The organism is Micromonospora chalcea, from assembly GCF_028768405.1.
Taxonomy (GTDB): Bacteria; Actinomycetota; Actinomycetes; order Mycobacteriales; family Micromonosporaceae; genus Micromonospora; species Micromonospora chalcea.
This window is the reverse complement of record NZ_CP118233.1, coordinates 6198868-6216106: the sequence shown is the minus strand read 5'-3', so window position 1 is coordinate 6216106 and position 17239 is coordinate 6198868. Positions and strand designations below refer to the sequence as shown.

The window sequence follows — 17239 nt, the reverse complement described above, 5'->3', positions numbered from 1 at the left end:
CATGGGGTACGCGAAAGTGCTGAGCGTGGGCCTGGCCGGAGTCGCCGGGCACCTCGTCGAGGTCGAGGCCGACCTCGCCCCCGGCCTGCCCGCCGTGATCATCTCCGGTCTGCCCGACACCGCGCTGCACGAGGCGCGCGACCGGGTCCGTGCCGCGATCGTCAACTCCGGCCAGAAGTGGCCCAACCGGCGGATCACCCTCAATCTGCTGCCCGCCACCCTGCCCAAGTACGGCTCGGCGTTCGACCTGGCCATCGCGGTCGCCGTGCTCGCCGGCTCGGGTGAGCTGCCGCCCGTCGCCCTGGACGCCACTGTCGTGCTCGGCGAACTCGGCCTCGACGGCGCGGTGCGCCCGGTACGCGGCACGCTGCCCATGGTCGCCGCCGCAGCCCGCGCCGGGCACACCCGGGTCGTCGTACCCGCCGGCAACGCCGCCGAGGCGGCAGTCATCCCCGGCGTACGGGTGCACGCCGTCGACACGCTGCACCGGCTCGTCGCACACGTCCGCACCGGCGCGCCACTGCTCGCCCCGCCCGCTCCGGCCCCGGCCGGGACCCCACCCGGGCCGGATCTCGCCGACGTGGCCGGCCAGCCGCTCGGGCGGCGCGCGCTGGAGATCGCCGCCGCCGGCGGTCATCACCTCGCGCTGCTCGGCCCGCCCGGCGCCGGCAAGACCATGCTCGCCGAGCGGCTGCCGTCGGTGCTGCCCGAGCTGGACGACGAGGCCGCCCTGGAGGTGACCGCGCTGCACTCGATCGCCGGCCTGCTGCCGCCCGGCGGCGGGCTGCTGCGCCGTCCTCCGTTCCAGGCGCCCCACCACACCGCCACGGTGCCCGCCCTCGTCGGTGGCGGCTCCGGGCTGGCCCGTCCCGGCGCGGTGTCGCTGGCCCACCGCGGGGTGCTGTTCCTCGACGAGGCGCCCGAGTTCGGCAAGGGCGCGCTGGAGGCGTTGCGGCAGCCGCTGGAGAGCGGCCGGGTACGTGTGGCGCGCACGCGCGGCGCGACCGAGTACCCGGCCCGCACGCAACTGGTGCTGGCCGCCAACCCCTGCCCGTGCGCGAAGCCGTCCGGCGACGTCGACTGCGAGTGCACACCGCTGGCCCGGCGGCGCTACCTGGGCCGGTTGTCGGGGCCGCTGCTCGACCGGGTGGACGTGCAGGTCCGGCTGCAGGCGGTACGCGCGGCGGAACTGTTGCGTACCGATGCCGCGCACGAGTCCTCGGCCACCGTCGCCGCCCGGGTCGCCGCCGCACGACGAGCCGCCGCCGACCGCTGGGCGGCCACCGGGCACCGGGTCAACGCCGACGTCCCCGGCCCGTACCTGCGCCGTCCGCCGTGGCACCTGCCCGCCCGGGTCACGACGGACCTGCGGCACCGGCTCGACACCGGTTCGCTGTCCGCGCGCGGCTACGACCGCGTACTGCGGCTCGCCTGGACCATCGCGGACCTGGACGGGCGGGACCGCCCCGGCCGCGAGGACGTCGCGGAGGCCATCCAACTGCGGACGGGAGAGGCCCCGTGAGCACTGAAGAAACCAAGCTGGCGCGGGTCGCGCTCACCTGGCTCGCCGAGCCCGGCACCCGATCCGTGTACGCCCTGGTGCAGCGGATCGGCCCGGTCGCCGCGCTCGACCTGCTGCTGTCCGGTGGCGCGCCGGAGCAGGCCCTGCGCTCGGCCGTGGCGGCGCGGGCCGCTGCAGGTGACGCCCGGGCGGTCGCGGCCGAGGCGCTGGCCCGTGGTGAGCGGCTGGGCGCCCGGCTGGTCACCCCGGACGACGACGAGTGGCCGGCCCAGGTCCGTGACCTCCGGCGACTGGCGCTGCCCGGCGCCACCCGCCGGGTCGATGTGGAGACCGACCCGCCGCTCTGCTTCTGGGTACGCGGGGCGTGGCCGCTCGGCGAGACGCTGGCGCACTCGGTGGCGGTGGTCGGCGCCCGGGCGGCCACCCCCTACGGCTCACACATCGCCACCGAACTGGGCTACGGCCTGGCCGACCGGGAGTGGACTGTGGTGTCGGGCGGGGCGTTCGGCATCGACTCCGCCGCCCATCGCGGCGCGTTGACAGCGGGCGGGCGCACCGTCGCCGTGCTGGCGTGCGGGGTGGACCGCCCGTACCCGATGGGCAACGCCGCGTTGTTCGACCGGATCGCCGAGACCGGCCTGCTGGTGAGCGAGTGGATGCCGGGCGCGGAGCCGCTGCGGCCCCGGTTCCTCATCCGCAACCGGGTGATAGCGGCGGCGACACGCGGCACGGTGCTGGTGGAGGCGGCGGCGCGCAGCGGCGCCACCCAGACGCTCAACCGGGCGCTCGGCCTCCGCCGCCACGCGATGGTGGTTCCCGGGCCGGTCACCTCCGCGATGTCGGTCGGCGGGCACGAGGTGCTGCGCGAGCGGCCGGACGCGCGGCTGGTCACCGGCCTCGCGCACGTGCTGGAGGAGGTGGGACGGATCGGCTACGACCTGGCCCCGCCGGCCCGAGCGCCCGAGCGCCCACGGGACCGGCTCGACGAGGAGGCCACCCAGGTGCTGGAGGCGTTGCCCCGCCGCCGGGCGCTCGACCTGGAGAGCGTCGCCGCCCGGGCCGGCGTGGACCTGCGTACCGCGATGCGCAAGCTGTCCCTGCTGGAGGAACTGACGATGGTGGTTCGTCGCGACGGCGGCTACGCGCTCGCCCCGCCAGCGGCCGGCCCGACGTGACAGGCGGCGCGTACCCCCTCGCAACCGCCCGGCGACGGGGCCGTGGGACCGGCCCCGGTCTTCTAGGATCACCATTTCGCGCGCGGCGGAAGCCGTTGCGGGAACGATCGCGCCCCGGCCGGACGCCGGGCGCCGTCACGGGGAGAAGGATGACTGGGGCAGCGAACCGTCGCACATGTCCACAATGGTCGGAGTCCGGCGCCGAGGTGCGGCTCGCCGGGCCGGCGTCGGCCATCCCGCCGACGCGCGGAGGCGGCCGATGAGCACGCAGGAGACCTCGCGCCGCAACCCGGCGGCCGGCCCACCCGGGTCGGGGCGTCGTGCGTTCGGCGGCATGCTGGTCGTGGTCAGCCTCTTCGTGGTGTTCTTCGCGATCCTGTCCCACCGCGACATCGGCGACTACGACCCGAACGGCCCGACGATGTGCGGCGAGGATGTGATGACGCCCCGGGACCGGTGCATGTTCGGCGCGGGCGACGGCTCCTACGAGGCGCAGAAGGCCGAGGCGGAGAAGCAGCACGACATCGACCTGATGATCCGGGACATCGGCTTCGTCGCCGGTCCGGCGCTGTTCGTGGCCGGAGTCCTGCTGATCGTGTGGGGCACGCGCCGGATCCGGGCCACGCGGCAGCCGGCCGAAGCCTGAGCCGGCACGGCACGGCACGGCGACGGGACGCGCGATCGTCAGTCGCCCTCGAACCGGATCTCGGTGTCTCGGCGCTCCGCGCAGCGGCGGGCCAGCCGGGCCAGCCGGCGGATGTGGTCGGCCTCCGCCGGCGCCCCGGCCACCTCGGCCAGGCACCGCAGGTCGGCGAGCAACTGCGACATCCGATCGGTGTCGACTGTCAGCTCGCCGAGCGGGTCGACGCGATCCAGCAGCGGCGTCCGGCCACCGCCGCGGACCCGCGCCAGCAGACCGAGCAGCACGTCCTGCGGATCCGCGACGACCTCGATCGAGACGTACGCGGGCCGGCGACGACTGCTGCCCGCCGAGATCTGTCGGTAGAGGACCGCGTCCACTCCCACTGTCGGCCCCTTTTCGTACCGGGCGTCACCGTCGCGGGACGCGGCTGTCCGATCGCGGCCGGATCGGCCACCCGTGGGGCGCGCCGGCTCAGCCACGCTGCCGTCCGGTTGCCGCCCTGTGCCTGGCCGCAGCATGAGTTTCCTCTGTCCAGGCCCGGTTTAGCCACCCTGCTCGGCGCGGCGCGATCGTCACGCCGGAAGGCACTGGCGCGGCGGCGCACGGCACACCGCGGCCACGGCGGCGCCGACGGCCCGGCCGGCGCGGTGAAGGCGTGCGGCGGCTCAGCGCGCGGCGGCGCTCCGGCCGTACGCTGGACCGGTGATCGCTGTCCGCCTCTGTTACGACCGCGTGCGCCAGGTCGGGGTGCCGCGGTGAGCAAGCGGCAGCGCGGCACCCGGGACGCGCACGAGGAGCTGCCCGCGTCGATGCGTGAGGCGGTGGACGACTTCGCCGACCACCTGTCGCGGGTGCGCAACCGGTCCGTCCACACCGTTCGCGCGTACGTCACGGATCTCGTGTCGCTGCTCGACCACGCGGTCCGGATGGGCTGCGCCGAGCTGCCGGAGCTGGACCTCGCCGTGCTGCGCAGCTGGCTGGCGAAGCAGCGGACCATGGGCGCGGCCCGGACGACGATGGCCCGCCGCGCCGCCGCGGCCCGGACGTTCAGCGCCTGGGCGCACCGCGCCGGCCTGCTCGCCGACGACATCGCCGCGCCGCTGGCGAGCCCTCGGGCCCGGCGGGAACTGCCCACCGTGCTGCGGGCCGACCAGGCCGCCGCCCTGATGGAGGCGGCCCGGCCCGCCGACGCCCCGCAACCCGGGGAAGCACCGGGCGCGGATACGCCCGAGGCCGTGCTGCTGCGTGACCGGCTGCTGCTCGAACTGCTCTACGGCACCGGGGTACGGATCAGCGAGGCGTGCGGCCTGGACGTGACCGACGTCGACCAGGGCCGCCGGGTGGTGCGCGTACTCGGCAAGGGCGGCCGGGAGCGGTCGGTGCCCTACGGGGTGCCGGCGCAGCGGGCGCTCGATGCGTGGCTGAGCGTCGGGCGGCCGGCTCTGGCGACGCCCGGCTCGGGCCGGGCGCTGCTGCTCGGGGCGCGGGGCGGGCGGCTCAACCCGACCACCGCGCGGCGGATCGTGGCCGACTGGACCGAAGCCGCCGGGGTGCCCCGGGTGACGCCGCACGGGCTGCGTCACTCGGCCGCCACCCACCTGCTAGAAGGCGGCGCGGACCTGCGGGCGGTGCAGGAGCTGCTCGGGCACTCGTCGCTGGCGAGCACGCAGATCTACACGCACGTGTCGGTGGAGCGGCTGCGTGCGGCGTACCGGCAGGCGCACCCCCGCGCCTGACCGGCGGAATCCGGCCGGGTGATGATCCATCTCGGGCTAGGATCGACGGATGACGGTGCCGCAGCCGCCCGAGCCGATTCCCGGTGCTCGGCTGCTCTTCTCCCTCGATCCCTCCGTCAGCCACCTCAACCACGGCTCGTTCGGCGCCGTGCCGATCGCCGTGCAGCGCGCCCAGCAGCGCCTGCGCGACGAGATGGAGGCCAACCCGCTGCGGTTCTTCACCCAGGGCCTGGTCGACCGGATCGCCCACGCCCGGCGGCACCTGGCCGCGTTCCTCGGCGCGGACCCGGACGGCACCGCGCTGGTCGGCAACGTCACCGCCGGCGCGGCGGTCGTGTTGCAGTCGCTGGCGCTGCGCCCCGGCGACGAGATCCTGACCACCGACCACGGGTACGGGGCGGTGGCTCTCTCGATCGGGCGGGAGTGCGCCCGCACGGGGGCGGTGTCGCGCACCCTGCCGGTGCCGTTGACCGCCACCGACGAGGAGGTGGTCGAGATCGTCCGCGCCGGGTTGCGCCCCGGGCGTACCCGGCTGCTCATCGTCGACCAGCTCACCTCGCCGACCGCCCGGCTGTTTCCGGCCGCCGCGCTCGTCGCGGTGGCCCGGGAGCAGGGCGTGCCGGTGCTGGTGGACGCCGCGCACGCGCCGGGCATGCTGCCGGCCACCGTCGCGTCGATCGGCGCCGACTTCTGGGTGGGCAACCTGCACAAGTGGGCGTACGCGTCGCGCGGCACCGCCGCGCTCGTGGTGGCGCCGTCGTGGCGGGAGAAGATCCAGCCGCTCGTCGTCTCGTGGGAGCAGGACAGCGGCTTCCCGACCCGGGTGGAATGGCAGGCGACGCTCGACTACACCGGCTGGCTGGCCGCCCCGGTGGGCCTGTTCACACTGCGCAGCCTCGGCGTCGACCGGGTACGGGCGCACAACGCGGCGCTGGCCGCGTACGGGCAACGGGTCGTCGGGGACGCGCTGGGGGTGGCGCCCGAGCGGCTGCCGGAGCCCGGCGGACCGGCGGTCGCCATGCGTCTGGTGCCGCTGCCGCCGGGTGTCGCGACGACACTGGACGCGGCCCGGGAGCTGCGGGCCCGGATCGCCGACCGGCTCTCCGCCGAGGTGTCGGTGGCCGGCTGGAACGGGCGCGGGTACCTGCGGCTGTGCGGCCAGGTCTACAACACCCCCGACGAGTACGACCGGCTGGCCGTCCGGCTGCCCACGCTGCTCGCCCAGCGCTGAGCGGCGCATCCGGCCGAAGCCGGCGGCGGCGCCACGACTCAGGGGACCGGCGTCGGCTCCCGGGTCGAGCGGCAGCAGCCGGACCCGGCCGAGCCCGAGCAGCGCGAGCGGATCCAGGTACTCGGCGCCGCGTCGCAGCCCCCAGTGCAGGCAGGCCGCCTCGGCGCAGCCGGGATGCCCGGCGAGCAGGTCACCGATCGGGGTGCCGGCGTCGACCCGGGTGCCGGCGGTGACCCGGGACCGGACCGGCTCGTAGGTGGTGCGCAGCCCGTCGTGGTGGCCGACGGTGAGCACCGGCCGGCCGGCGACCGAGCCGGCGAACAGGACGGTCCCGGCGCCGGCCGAGCGGACCTGCGCGCCGGGCGCGTCTGCCAGGTCCACGCCCCGGTGCCCGGGCATCCACGGCTGCGGCGGCGGGTCGAACCCGCGTGCCACGCGGGGTGGACCGGGCAGCGGCCACCGGAACCGTCCGGCGGTCGCCGGCCCCCCGGGCGCGCCCCGGTATCCCGTCGTGACGTCCGGCCCGTCAAGGACCGCCGCCGAGCCGCCCGCCGCCACCGGCCCGTCAAGGCTCGCCGCGGGGACGCCCGGCAACCAGAAGGCGAGCACGAGCACAAGCAGCAGGCCCCTGCCGGCCCGACCGATGGGGATACGCACACCGCGTACCCTGACCGTCCGCGTGCTGCCCCGCGCGCGCCACGCGGTCGCCCTGTGGACGGCGCCCCCACTGTGGACGAGCGCCGAAATCGGGGCGGATCTGCTACGGCCGGGACGCCTATGCTGGCCGGGTGACGAAGGACTGGTACGCCTGGCACCGCGACTACGACCAGCCCGAGTCCGCACTGGCCCGGCGGCTCGCCGAGGTGCGGCGGCGTGTCGCCGACGCCCTCGACGCCGCGCCGCCCGGTCCGCTGCGCGCGCTGAGTCTCTGCGCCGGTCAGGGCCGTGACCTGATCCCGGTGCTGGCCGCTCACCCCCGGGGCGCCGACGTGACCGCCCGCCTGGTCGAGCTGGACCCGCGCAACGCCGATCTGGCCCGCCGCGCCGCCGCCGACGCGGGGCTCACCGGCGTGCAGGTGGTGACCGGGGACGCCGCGCTGACCGACGGCTACGCCGATCTGGCCCCGGCCGATCTGGTGCTGGTCTGCGGCATCTTCGGCAACATCACCGACGACGACATCCGGGCGACGGTGCGGCACTGCGCCTCGCTCTGCGCCACCGGCGGCATGGTGCTGTGGACGCGGCACCGGCGCGAGCCGGATCTGGTGCCGGTGATCTGCGAGTGGTTCGCCGAGGAGGGCTTCGAGCCGGTCGCGGTGGGCAGCCCGGCCGACGGTGTGGGGGTCGGCGCGCACCGCTTCACCGGCACCCCGCGCCCGCTGGTGCCGGGTGCACGGATGTTCACGTTCGTGGGCTACGACGTGCTGGAGCGGACGGAGCAGGAATGACCACAGTGGACGACGCGAGCCGACCCGCCCGGGTCGCCGGGCCGGACGAGGCGATCAGCGCCGAGGAGCTCCAGCTCGCCGCGCGCAACCACGGCATCCCGCTGGAGGCGCTGCGCTACGACGTGACCCCGGCGGGCCTGCACTACCTGCTCATCCACTACGACATCCCGGACGTCGACCCGGCCGCGTACGCGCTGAGCGTGTCCGGCGCGGTGCAGCGTCCACTGCGGCTGGACCTGGCGGCGCTGCGCGACCGGCCCCGGGTGACCCACCGGGTCACGCTGGAGTGCGCGGGCAACGGCCGGGCGCTGCTGCGGCCCCGCCCGGTGAGCCAGCCCTGGCTGGTGGAGGCGGTGGGCAACGCCGAGTGGACCGGTACCCCGCTGGCGCCGCTGCTGCGCGAGGCCGGGCTGTCCGGCGACGCGGTGGACGTGGTGTTCACCGGGGCGGACCACGGGATCGAGCGCGGCGTCGAGCAGGACTACCAGCGGGCGCTGCCGGTGGCCGACGCGCTGCGCGAGGAGGTGCTGCTGGCGTACGAGATGAACGGCGCTCCCCTGCTGCCGCAGCACGGCGCGCCGCTGCGGCTGATCGTGCCCGGCTGGTACGGCATGGCGCACGTGAAGTGGCTGCGCGACATCACGGTGACGACCGAGCCGTTCGACGGCTACCAGAACGCGGTGGCCTACCGGTTGCGGCGCGACGCCGACGACCCGGGCGTGCCGGTGACCCGGATCGAACCGCGTGCCCTGGTGCGCCCGCCCGGGTTCCCGGACTTCATGTCCCGGACCCGGGTGGTGCGGCCGGGGCTGTGCACGGTGGACGGCCGGGCCTGGTCGGGGCACGCGCCGGTGACGTCGGTCGAGGTGACGATGGACGGTGGCGGCACGTGGGCGCCGGCGGTCCTGGACGAGCCGGCCGGCGGCGAGTGGGCGTGGCGTCGATGGTCGGTGAGCTGGACGGCGACCCCGGGGCGGTACGTGCTGGGCGCCCGGGCGACCGACGCCTCGGGGCGCACTCAGCCGGTCGAGCAGCCGTGGAACCGGGGCGGGTTCGCGAACAACCTGGTGCAGCGGGTGGAAGTGGTGGTGCCGGAGCGGTGATCCGGGCGGCGGGCCGCTCCGGCTCAGCTCCCGAATCCGGAATCTGCGGGAAGCGAGATGTCGGGCTTTTCGAGCTCTTCCACATTGACATCCTTGAACGTCATTACTCGGACGTTCTTGACGAAACGGGCAGGCCGGTACATGTCCCACACCCAGGCGTCGTGCATCTCGACCTCGAAGTAGACCTCGCCGTCCGAGTTGCGGACGTGCAGGTCGACCTGGTTCGCCAGATAGAAACGACGCTCGGTCTCCACCACGTAGGAGAACTGGCGGACAATGTCGCGGTACTCCCGGTAGAGCTGCAGCTCCATCTCGGTCTCGTACTTCTCGAGATCTTCCGCGCTCATCGCACTCCGCCTTCCATGACCACATCTTCCCCCACCGACGCCGGAGGTCGCGGCTGCTCGCCCAACGCCACGCCGACGGTACCCCCTGGCGCGCCGGAGCGCCCCATCGGCTCGTCCGGGCGCCCGGCGAACGCGCCGGCCCCGAGTCCCGGCAGCCCGGCCACGGGCTCGGGCGACACCGCGTCGGCGCCCGCCGGGCGGCGGGCGCGGGGAGGCCGGCCGTCCCGTCCGGAGACGGCGGCCACGTTCACGTACGAGAAGCGGTGCTCCCGGCAGGGCCCGAGCGCGCGCAGCGCGGCGCTGTGCTCGGCGGTGATGTAGCCCTTGTGTTCGGCGAAGCCGTAGCCGGGGAACCGCCCGTCCAGTTCCACCATGATCCGGTCCCGGGTGACCTTGGCGAGCACACTGGCCGCAGCCACGCAGGCGGCCACCCGGTCGCCCTTCCAGACCGCCAGCCCCGGCACGTCGAGCCCGTCGACGCCGAAGCCGTCGGTCAGCACGTACTCCGGGCGGGTGGTCAGCGAGGCGAGCGCCCGGCGCATCGCGGCGAGGTTGCACACGTGCAACCCGCGGGCGTCCACCTCCTCGGCCGGGATGACCACCACGGCGTACGCCAGGGCCCGCGCCACCACCTCGTCGTGGACGCGCTCCCGGGCGGCCGGGGTGAGCAGCTTGGAGTCGGCCAGCTCGTCGATCTCGCCGCGACGGCCCTCGGGCAGGATCGCGGCGGCGGCCACCAGCGGCCCGGCGCAGGCGCCCCGGCCCGCCTCGTCGGCGCCCGCGACGTAGCGGAAGCCCCGCCGTTGCAGGGCCCGCTCCAGCGCGTAGAGGCCGCCGTCGCGGCGCACCACCGTGCGCGGCGGGGTCAGCATGCGCCGCCTCCCACCAGCACGGCGCCGAGCCGGCCCGGCAGGTCCGGCGGGTAGTAGCGCTCGGCGGTGGCGGCCAGGTCGGTCACCGTCCACCAGCGGTGCCCGTGCACGCTCGCGCGCTCGACGTCGTTGAAGCCGGTGGTGTCGACCTCCCAGCCCGCTACCCGGACCAGGTAGAACTGCTGCTCCTGGCGGTACCAGACGCCGTCGAACGGGAACTCGACGGTCTCCGACCAGACCGGCGCGCCCAGCTCGGCCGGGGCCAGCCGCAGGCCGGTCTCCTCGGCCAGCTCACGGGCCGCGCCGTCGGCCGGGGCCTCCCCCGGGTCCAGCCCGCCGCCGGGGGTGAACCAGTAGCGGTGACCCGGCCGGGCCGGATCACTGCCCTCGAAGAGCAGCACCCGGTCGGACGCGTCGACCAGCAGCACCCGGGCCGCGCGACGAGGGGTGTAGACGGTCACCGCACCAGCCTGCCAGACGGCTGCGACGAACGACCACGCCCTCCCGCCGGCGGCCGGGGGTGGGCGTGGGGGCGCGCGGAAGCCGTCGGGTCAGGGATTGGGGATCCCCTCGAACTGCTTCGGCACGCTGAGCCAGGTGGCGCGGCTGACCGGCCAGAAGATGGTGAAAGCCCGCCCGACGACCTCGCCCTCCGGGATGGTGGCGACGGTGATGTCCTCGCCGGACTGCTGCCAGTGCTCCAGCGAGTCGCCGGAGGCCTCCCGGTGGTCACCCATGACCCACAGCCGGCCCTTCGGCACGGTGATGTCGAAGTCCTGGTCGGCGGGCTTGTTGCCGGGGAAGATGAACGGCTCGTCGACCGGCTTGCCGTTGATGACCAGCCGGTCCTGCCCGCCCGTACGGTCGCAGCAGACCACGTGATCGCCGCCGACGCCGATCACCCGCTTGATGAAGTCCTCACCGTCGGGGTTGCCGCTCCACTCGGTGGGCGCCTTGAAGACGATCACCTCGCCCCGGTGCGGCGAGCGGAAGTCGTAGACCAGCTTGTTGACCAGCACCCGATCGTCGATCTTGAGGGTGTTCTCCATGGACGGCGACGGGATGAAGAAGGTCTGCAGCACGAAGGCGCGAACCAGCACTGCGACCAGGATCGCCACACCCAGGAGGATGGGCAGCTCCTTCCAGAAGGAGTTGCGCGGCTTCTCGGTCTGCTCGTCGATCACGGGAGGAGCCTACGTCCCCGGGTGCGGCGCAGTCGCCCCGAACCCGCGAGAACCGTGAGCGTCGCCACGACCGGCACGATCAGGACGACTCCGCCCACCGGGTCGGGATCCACCGGGACCGGGCCGGAGGCGGCCGCGGCGTCCGCGCGCGGCACGTCCGCGAACGTCTCCGGTACGGGCAGGGTGGTCCACCGCTGCGACGGCCAGACGATCATGAAGGCGCGACCGATCACGTTCTCGATCGGCACCGGCCCCTGACATCGGGCGTCCTGCGAGACCAGCCGGTGGTCACCCATCACGAAGATCTGCCCCGGCGGCACCACCACCTCGGTGAACTGCCGGGACCGGCATTCCTTCGGATTGGGCGGAAGCTCGAGCGGGGAGTCCTCGGAGACGTACGCCTGCTCGTCCAGCGGCACCCCGTTGACCACCACGCGGCCGTCGTCGCAGCACCAGATCTTGTCGCCCGGCACGCCGATGACCCGCTTGATGAAGTCCTTCTCGCCGGGGCGGCTGACGCCCACCAGGTCACCGAGCGTGCGGCTCACCTGGCCGGCGAAGTTGGTGGGCGGCGCGGGCGCCTCCTGGGCGACCCAGCGGTCGGTGCCGCGGAACACCACCACCTCGCCGCGGACGGGGTCGCGGACGTCGTAGACGACCTTGTTGACGAGCACCCGGTCGCCGACGAGCAGCGTGTTCTCCATCGACCCGGAGGGGATGAAGAACGCCTGGAGCAGGAACGTGCGGATCAGCACCGCCAGGCAGAACGCCACGATGAGCAGCAGCGGAAGCTCCTGCCAGAGCGGCATCTGGCGACGCCCGCGCCGGGCCCGCCGGCGCCAGGGATCGACGGCGCCGTCCTCGTCAACCATCTGCACCATGCCACTCTCCGGTCCGCGGAAACGACACTACCGCCCGGGAGTCTCCTTCGAGACCCCACGGGCGGTAGTGGACCGTTTCGCACCGTCCGGCTGCGCCCGTACCGACCAGGGTAATGCGGTCTGGTCGATACGACATCCGCGCAGGCCGGGCGGCGTGGCGAACGCGAATCAGTTCGCCGGCTGCTTCTCCCGCAGCTCCTTGATCTTGGCCTTCTTGCCCCGCAGCTCGCGCAGGTAGTAGAGCTTGGCGCGACGCACGTCACCGCGGGTCACGACCTCGATCCGGTCGATGCCCGGACCGTTGAGCGGGTAGGTCCGCTCCACGCCGACACCGAAGCTGACCTTGCGGACCGAGAAGGTCTCACGCAGGCCGTCACCCTGGCGGCGGATGACGACGCCCTGGAAGATCTGGACCCGGGAGCGGTTGCCCTCGACGACCCGCGCGTGCACCTTGACGGTGTCACCGGCACGGAAGTCGGGCAGGTCGGTACGCTTCGACTGGGCGTCAAGGGCGTCCAGGATGTTCATCGCTGCGTCCTCGTGAGGCTCACGGCGCATCGTCAGTCGATGCGCGGATGGGTGATTCTGACCCCCGGGTGGTGACCGGCGAGACCGGCCCCGGTCGAGGGTCCTCGCAGCCGCCCACGGCGTGGACGGATGCGGCAACCCCTCTACTTTGCCACATGCCCCGGTGGCGGGGAAAATCCGCCCCGGTCCAGCGTCGCCCGGTCCCGCTTGTCGAGCGTCTCCGGGGCCAGCGCGCCGATCATGTCGGGGCGGCGCCCGGCCGTGCGCAGCAGCGCCTCGTCCCGTCGCCAGCGGGCGATCCGGCCGTGGTCGCCGGAGCGCAGCACCTCCGGCACGTCCAGCCCGCGCCAGGTCGCCGGCTTCGTGTAGAGCGGGGCCTCCAGCAGCCCGTGCGCGTGTGACTCCTCGTCCAGCGAGCCGGCGTTGCCCAGCACCCCGGGCAGCAGCCGGGTGACCGCCTCCAGGATCACCAGCACTGCCACCTCGCCGCCGAAGAGCACGTAGTCACCCAGGGAGACCTCGGTCACCGGCATCCGGGTCGCCGCGTGGTCCAGCACCCGCTGGTCGATGCCCTCGTACCGGCCGCAGGCGAACAGCAGGTGCGACTCGGCGGCCAGCTCGTGCGCCAGGGCCTGGGTGAACGGGACGCCGGCCGGGGACGGCACGATCAGCCGGGGCAGCGTGTGCCCGTCCGGACTCAGCTCGCCCGGCGCCAGCGCGTCCAGCGCCTCACCCCACGGCTCCGGCCGCATCACCATGCCGGGACCGCCGCCGTAGGGCGTGTCGTCGACGGTGCGGTGCACGTCGTGGGTCCAGGTCCGCAGATCGTGTACGGCCAGCCGCAGCGTGCCGTTCGCGCGGGCCTTGCCGATCAGCGACAGGTCCAGCGGGGCGAAGTACTCAGGGAAGATCGACACGATGTCGACGCGCATGCGGTGGCTCCAGCCGGAGGTCGAGAGCTAGAGATCGAGCAGGCCGTCGGGCAGGTCGACGACGACGCGACCGCCGGCCAGATCCACCTCGGGCACTATCGCCTTGACGAACGGGACCAGCGCGGTACGCCCCTCGGGCCGCCGCAGCACCAGCATGTCGGACGCGGGCGCGTGGTCGATGCGGGCCACCTCGCCCACGTGCTCGCCGTCGCGGGTGACCACGGCGAGGCCGACCAGCTGGTGGTCGTGGAACTCCTCCGGGTCCTCGGGCGGGGCGACGTCGGCGCTGTCCACGCCGAGCAGCGTGTTGCGCAGCGCCTCGGCGACGTTGCGCTCCAGCACGCCCTCGAACGCGACGAGCAGCCGCCCCTGGTGCCAGCGGGCCGACTCGACGGTGAGCGTCGGCGGCACCCGCCAGGCGCCGGGCTCCGACGGGGTGACCCCCGGCTCGGTGGTCAACACCGAACCGGGGGCGAACCGTGCTTCGGGCTCGTCGGTACGCACCTCCACGGTGACCTCACCGCGGATGCCGTGCGGCTTACCGATCCGGCCGACGACGAGAAGCATCAGTACGAGTCGACGATGTCGACGCGTACCCCACGCCCGCCGATGGACCCGATCACCTGGCGCAGCGCCTTGGCGGTCCGGCCGGACCGCCCGATCACCGTGCCGAGGTCCTCGGGGTGCACGCGGACTTCGAGGCGCTTGCCCCGACGGGAGTCGACCATCCGCACCCGGACGTCGTCCGGGTGGTCGACGATGCCCTTGACCAGGTGCTCCAGAGCGGGACGCAGCGGCATGTCAGGCCTGCTCGCCGGACTCGGCACCGGTCTGCTCCTCGGCCTTGGCCTCGGCCTTCGGCTCCTCCGCCTTGGCGGCGGCCTTCTTGGCCGGCTTGGCCGGGGTGTCCGCCACGCCGGCGGCGGCCTTCGCCTCGGCCTCGTACGCCGCCTTGCGGTCGGCCCGCTCGGGGGCGACCTTCAGCGGCGGCGGGGCCGGCAGGCCCTTGAACTTCTGCCAGTCACCGGTCAGCTCCAGCAGGCGCTGCACGGCCTCGCTCGGCTGAGCGCCGACCGACAGCCAGTACTGGACCCGCTCCGACTTGACCTCGATCACCGAAGGGTCTTCCTTCGGCTGGTACACACCGACGAACTCGATCGCGCGACCGTCACGCTTGGTACGCGAGTCGGCGATGACGATGCGGTACTGCGGGTTGCGGATCTTGCCCATCCGCAGGAGCCGGATCTTTACGGCCACAGTTGTTTCGCTCCTGTTGCGATCTCACCGGCCCGTACGGGGCGGTGTGGCGGGTGAGCGCCGACCGGCACAGTGGGGTTTGGGCCGGAGACTGCTCGGTGAACTGGCGACGCGCCCGGGTTAGAGGGCGCCGGACGCGCGCCGGATACCAGCGAACCATTCTGCCAGATCCGCCCCGGAACTCTCACACCGGACCCGGACACCACGCCCGCGGCGGGTCGGGCCGTGACGGACGACACCCGCTCAGCGCACCGGCGGGCGGTCCCACCCCGGCGGAAGTTCGTCCGGTACATCCCATTCCGTGGGCGGGGTGAAGTCGCACCAGGTGCCGTCGAACGGGAACGCGCCCGCCTCGGCGATCCGGATCACCCGCTCACCCTCGGCGCGTACCGCCTTCTCGTCTGTCACCCAGTAGTGCTCCGGGAACGCCAGCCGCTCGGCGAACTCGTCCTCGTCCTTCCACTCCCAGCTCAGGTCCGGGTACACCACCACGTCGAGGTCCTGGTCGACCATGTCGACACCGGCCACCGCGCCGTCGTCCCAGCGGACGCCGGGCTCCTCCAGGTTGACGTACCAGTTCTGGAAGCGCCCGTGCGCGTCGCGGAACCACCAGACCGAGTGGGCCGCGCCGGTGGGCAGGAACTTCAGCACCGGCGGACCGTTCCACCGGCCCTGCGCGAGCCGGTAGGACGACGTCACCCACTCGGCGAACGGCACGGCCCGCATGCCCAGGCCGGCGGCGTTCACCTCGTGCGCGACGGGCGCCGTCCGCGCCACCCAGAGCAGCAGGCCGCGCTCGTCGTCGGAGACCACGCGGGCCGACCGGACCCACCCGATCCGGCCATGCCGCACGTTCCGGTGCATGATCAGCCGCCCCGGCTCGAACCGCACGCTCACCCCCGCCGTCGTGTTAACAAGGGCCCCCGCCTATGCAGAATGCGTTAAGAAGGGGCCCTTCCTTACACCCTCAGTAGGCGCGGGCGAGGATCGCCACCAGGTCGGGCTCGTCCTCCGAGTCCGGCACCGAGCCGTCGGCGCGCACCAGGCAGCGAACCGTCACGCCCTGCCCGTTCGCCTCGGCCTCGCCCTCGACGCCGACCGCCGACCACGGCACCCGCGCCCAGCCGGTGGCGGACGCCTCGATCGCCTCGGCCAGCGTCGACACCTCGACGGTGCGGGCCCGGCGGAACTCCAACGCCTGGTCGTGCAGCGCCCGCTGGTCGGCCTCCAGCGCGGCGAGGACCGCGCCGACCACGTCGGCCACCGGGGTCGGGGCCTTCGAACCGTCCGTACGCCGGACCACCACCGCGTTGCCGGCGGCCAGGTCACGCGGGCCGACCTCGACGCGTACCGGGTAGCCGCGCAGCTCGGCGTCGACGGCCCGGCGGCCGAACGCGGTGTCGGTCCGGTCGTCGAGCGCCACCCGCACCCCGGCGTCGCGCAGCGCGTCGCACAGCTTGGCCGCCGCCTGGCTCACGCCGTCGCCGTCCTTGACGATCATCACGTACGCCTGGACCGGCGCCAGCTTCGGCGGTACCCGCAGCCCGTTGTCGTCGCCGTGGCACATGATCAGGCCGCCGAGCATCCGGGTGGACGTGCCCCAGGAGGTGGTCCACGCGTGCTCCCGGCCGCCCTCGGCCGAGGAGTAGCTAATGTCGAACGCCTTGGCGAAGTTCTGGCCCAGCTCGTGGCTGGTGCCCAGCTGCAGCGCCTTGCCGTCGCCCATCATGCCCTCGCACGTGTACGTGGCGGTGGCGCCGGCGAAGCGCTCCCGGGCGGTCTTCAGGCCGACCACGACCGGGATGCCGAGCACGTTGACCATCAGGTCCTCGTACGCCTCGTGCAGGATCCGCCGCGCGTAGGCGCGCGCGTCCTCACGGGTCGCGTGCGCGGTGTGCCCCTCCTGCCAGAGGAACTCGCTGGTGCGGAGGAAGATCCGCGGGCGCAGCTCCCACCGGACCACGTTCGCCCACTGGTTGAGCAGCAGCGGCAGGTCGCGGTACGAGTCGATCCACTTGGCCATGAACTCGCCGATGACCGTCTCGCTGGTGGGGCGCACCACCACCGGCTCGGCGAGCTGCTTGCCGCCGCCGTGCGTGACCACCGCCAGCTCCGGCGAGAAGCCCTCGACGTGCTCGGCCTCGCGCTTGAGGTAGCTCTCCGGGATGAACAGCGGGAAGTATGCGTTCTCCGCACCGGCCGCCTTGATCCGGGCGTCCATCTCGGCCTGCATCCGCTCCCAGATGGCGTAGCCGGCCGGTCGGATCACCATGGTCCCCCGGACCGGGCCGTTGTCGGCCAGCTTCGCCTTGGCGATCAGGTCCTGGTACCAGCGGGGAAAGTCCTCCGCACGGGGAGTGAGCACGCGTGCCATGACCGC

At 73.9% G+C, this 17239-nt stretch carries 20 protein-coding genes and 1 pseudogene; 7 read left to right on the top strand and 14 right to left on the bottom strand.

The annotated features are described in order from the left end of the window. Nucleotide 1: 1 nt before the first annotated feature. From PVK74_RS28220 to PVK74_RS28210, 3 genes are all read left to right on the top strand, one after another. A complete protein-coding gene (locus PVK74_RS28220) occupies nucleotides 2-1522 on the top strand; it encodes a YifB family Mg chelatase-like AAA ATPase (protein ID WP_274477592.1) in 1521 nt (506 codons plus the stop codon). Beyond that, nucleotides 1432-2697 (top strand): DNA-processing protein DprA, encoded by a 1266-nt coding sequence (locus PVK74_RS28215; RefSeq protein WP_420800537.1) that lies wholly within the window; start codon nucleotides 1432-1434, stop codon nucleotides 2695-2697. Before PVK74_RS28220 ends, PVK74_RS28215 begins: the two co-directional genes overlap by 91 nt. A 259-nt stretch (nucleotides 2698-2956) precedes the next feature. Beyond that, entirely contained in the window at nucleotides 2957-3343 is a 387-nt protein-coding gene (locus tag PVK74_RS28210; RefSeq protein ID WP_064447049.1) for a hypothetical protein, read from the top strand. 38 nt (nucleotides 3344-3381) lie between these two features. Here PVK74_RS28210 and PVK74_RS28205 read toward each other — a convergent pair whose 3' ends face one another. After that, on the bottom strand, nucleotides 3382-3723 hold the full coding sequence (locus tag PVK74_RS28205) for a hypothetical protein (RefSeq protein ID WP_043325899.1): 342 nt from the start codon (nucleotides 3721-3723) through the stop codon (nucleotides 3382-3384). A 426-nt stretch (nucleotides 3724-4149) separates the two neighbouring features. Between PVK74_RS28205 and PVK74_RS28200 the strand changes: the two genes are divergently transcribed. Beyond that, on the top strand, nucleotides 4150-5076 hold the full coding sequence (locus tag PVK74_RS28200; protein WP_210883593.1) for a tyrosine recombinase XerC: 927 nt from the start codon (nucleotides 4150-4152) through the stop codon (nucleotides 5074-5076). A 49-nt stretch (nucleotides 5077-5125) separates the two neighbouring features. Then, nucleotides 5126-6307: an aminotransferase class V-fold PLP-dependent enzyme gene (locus PVK74_RS28195; protein ID WP_274477590.1), complete on the top strand. Its 1182-nt coding sequence runs from the start codon at nucleotides 5126-5128 to the stop codon at nucleotides 6305-6307. Nucleotides 6308-6364: 57 nt separating this feature from the next. Here the strand turns inward: PVK74_RS28195 and PVK74_RS28190 are convergent. Further along, nucleotides 6365-6901, bottom strand: a pseudogene (locus PVK74_RS28190) (murein hydrolase activator EnvC family protein); the annotation flags it as partial. A gap of 194 nt (nucleotides 6902-7095) precedes the next feature. Between PVK74_RS28190 and PVK74_RS28185 the strand changes: the two are divergent. Both PVK74_RS28185 and PVK74_RS28180 read left to right on the top strand, forming a co-directional pair. Next, nucleotides 7096-7755 (top strand): methyltransferase domain-containing protein, encoded by a 660-nt coding sequence (locus PVK74_RS28185; RefSeq protein WP_274477589.1) that lies wholly within the window; start codon nucleotides 7096-7098, stop codon nucleotides 7753-7755. Further along, the gene (locus tag PVK74_RS28180; protein WP_274477588.1) at nucleotides 7752-8858 is read left to right on the top strand and encodes a sulfite oxidase; all 1107 of its coding nucleotides are present in this window, start codon (nucleotides 7752-7754) and stop codon (nucleotides 8856-8858) included. Before PVK74_RS28185 ends, PVK74_RS28180 begins: the two co-directional genes overlap by 4 nt. Before the next feature lie 23 nt (nucleotides 8859-8881). Here PVK74_RS28180 and PVK74_RS28175 read toward each other — a convergent pair whose 3' ends face one another. The 12 genes from PVK74_RS28175 to proS form a co-directional block, all read right to left on the bottom strand. Beyond that, nucleotides 8882-9205, bottom strand: coding sequence for a DUF2469 domain-containing protein (locus PVK74_RS28175; RefSeq protein ID WP_011905215.1), 324 nt, complete (start codon nucleotides 9203-9205; stop codon nucleotides 8882-8884). Beyond that, nucleotides 9202-10077 (bottom strand): ribonuclease HII, encoded by an 876-nt coding sequence (locus PVK74_RS28170; protein WP_274477587.1) that lies wholly within the window; start codon nucleotides 10075-10077, stop codon nucleotides 9202-9204. The genes PVK74_RS28175 and PVK74_RS28170 overlap by 4 nt, the downstream gene beginning before the upstream one ends. Then, nucleotides 10071-10538, bottom strand: a complete 468-nt coding sequence (locus PVK74_RS28165) for an NUDIX hydrolase (protein ID WP_043325908.1) — start codon at nucleotides 10536-10538, stop codon at nucleotides 10071-10073. The genes PVK74_RS28170 and PVK74_RS28165 overlap by 7 nt, the downstream gene beginning before the upstream one ends. Before the next feature lie 90 nt (nucleotides 10539-10628). Beyond that, entirely contained in the window at nucleotides 10629-11261 is a 633-nt protein-coding gene (gene lepB, locus PVK74_RS28160) for a signal peptidase I (protein ID WP_043325910.1), read from the bottom strand. Next, on the bottom strand, nucleotides 11258-12142 hold the full coding sequence (lepB, locus tag PVK74_RS28155) for a signal peptidase I (RefSeq protein WP_043325911.1): 885 nt from the start codon (nucleotides 12140-12142) through the stop codon (nucleotides 11258-11260). Before lepB (PVK74_RS28155) ends, lepB (PVK74_RS28160) begins: the two co-directional genes overlap by 4 nt. A gap of 168 nt (nucleotides 12143-12310) precedes the next feature. Then, nucleotides 12311-12670 carry a 50S ribosomal protein L19 gene (gene rplS / locus PVK74_RS28150; RefSeq protein WP_013284591.1) on the bottom strand — a complete coding sequence of 120 codons (360 nt, stop codon included), beginning with the start codon at nucleotides 12668-12670 and terminating at the stop codon, nucleotides 12311-12313. A gap of 143 nt (nucleotides 12671-12813) precedes the next feature. Next, complete coding sequence (gene trmD, locus PVK74_RS28145) at nucleotides 12814-13602, bottom strand: tRNA (guanosine(37)-N1)-methyltransferase TrmD (RefSeq protein ID WP_043325913.1); 789 nt, start codon at nucleotides 13600-13602, stop codon at nucleotides 12814-12816. Nucleotides 13603-13629: 27 nt separating this feature from the next. After that, a complete protein-coding gene (gene rimM / locus PVK74_RS28140; RefSeq protein WP_043325915.1) occupies nucleotides 13630-14169 on the bottom strand; it encodes a ribosome maturation factor RimM in 540 nt (179 codons plus the stop codon). Next, a complete protein-coding gene (locus PVK74_RS28135; RefSeq protein WP_026268109.1) occupies nucleotides 14169-14429 on the bottom strand; it encodes an RNA-binding protein in 261 nt (86 codons plus the stop codon). The genes rimM and PVK74_RS28135 overlap by 1 nt, the downstream gene beginning before the upstream one ends. After that, nucleotides 14404-14859 carry a 30S ribosomal protein S16 gene (gene rpsP / locus PVK74_RS28130; RefSeq protein ID WP_013284587.1) on the bottom strand — a complete coding sequence of 152 codons (456 nt, stop codon included), beginning with the start codon at nucleotides 14857-14859 and terminating at the stop codon, nucleotides 14404-14406. Before rpsP ends, PVK74_RS28135 begins: the two co-directional genes overlap by 26 nt. A 243-nt stretch (nucleotides 14860-15102) precedes the next feature. Beyond that, nucleotides 15103-15750, bottom strand: a complete 648-nt coding sequence (locus tag PVK74_RS28125; RefSeq protein WP_069088768.1) for a ribonuclease FAU-1 family protein — start codon at nucleotides 15748-15750, stop codon at nucleotides 15103-15105. A gap of 76 nt (nucleotides 15751-15826) precedes the next feature. Next, complete coding sequence (gene proS / locus PVK74_RS28120) at nucleotides 15827-17233, bottom strand: proline--tRNA ligase (protein WP_274477586.1); 1407 nt, start codon at nucleotides 17231-17233, stop codon at nucleotides 15827-15829. Between the last annotated feature and the right edge of the window lie 6 nt (nucleotides 17234-17239).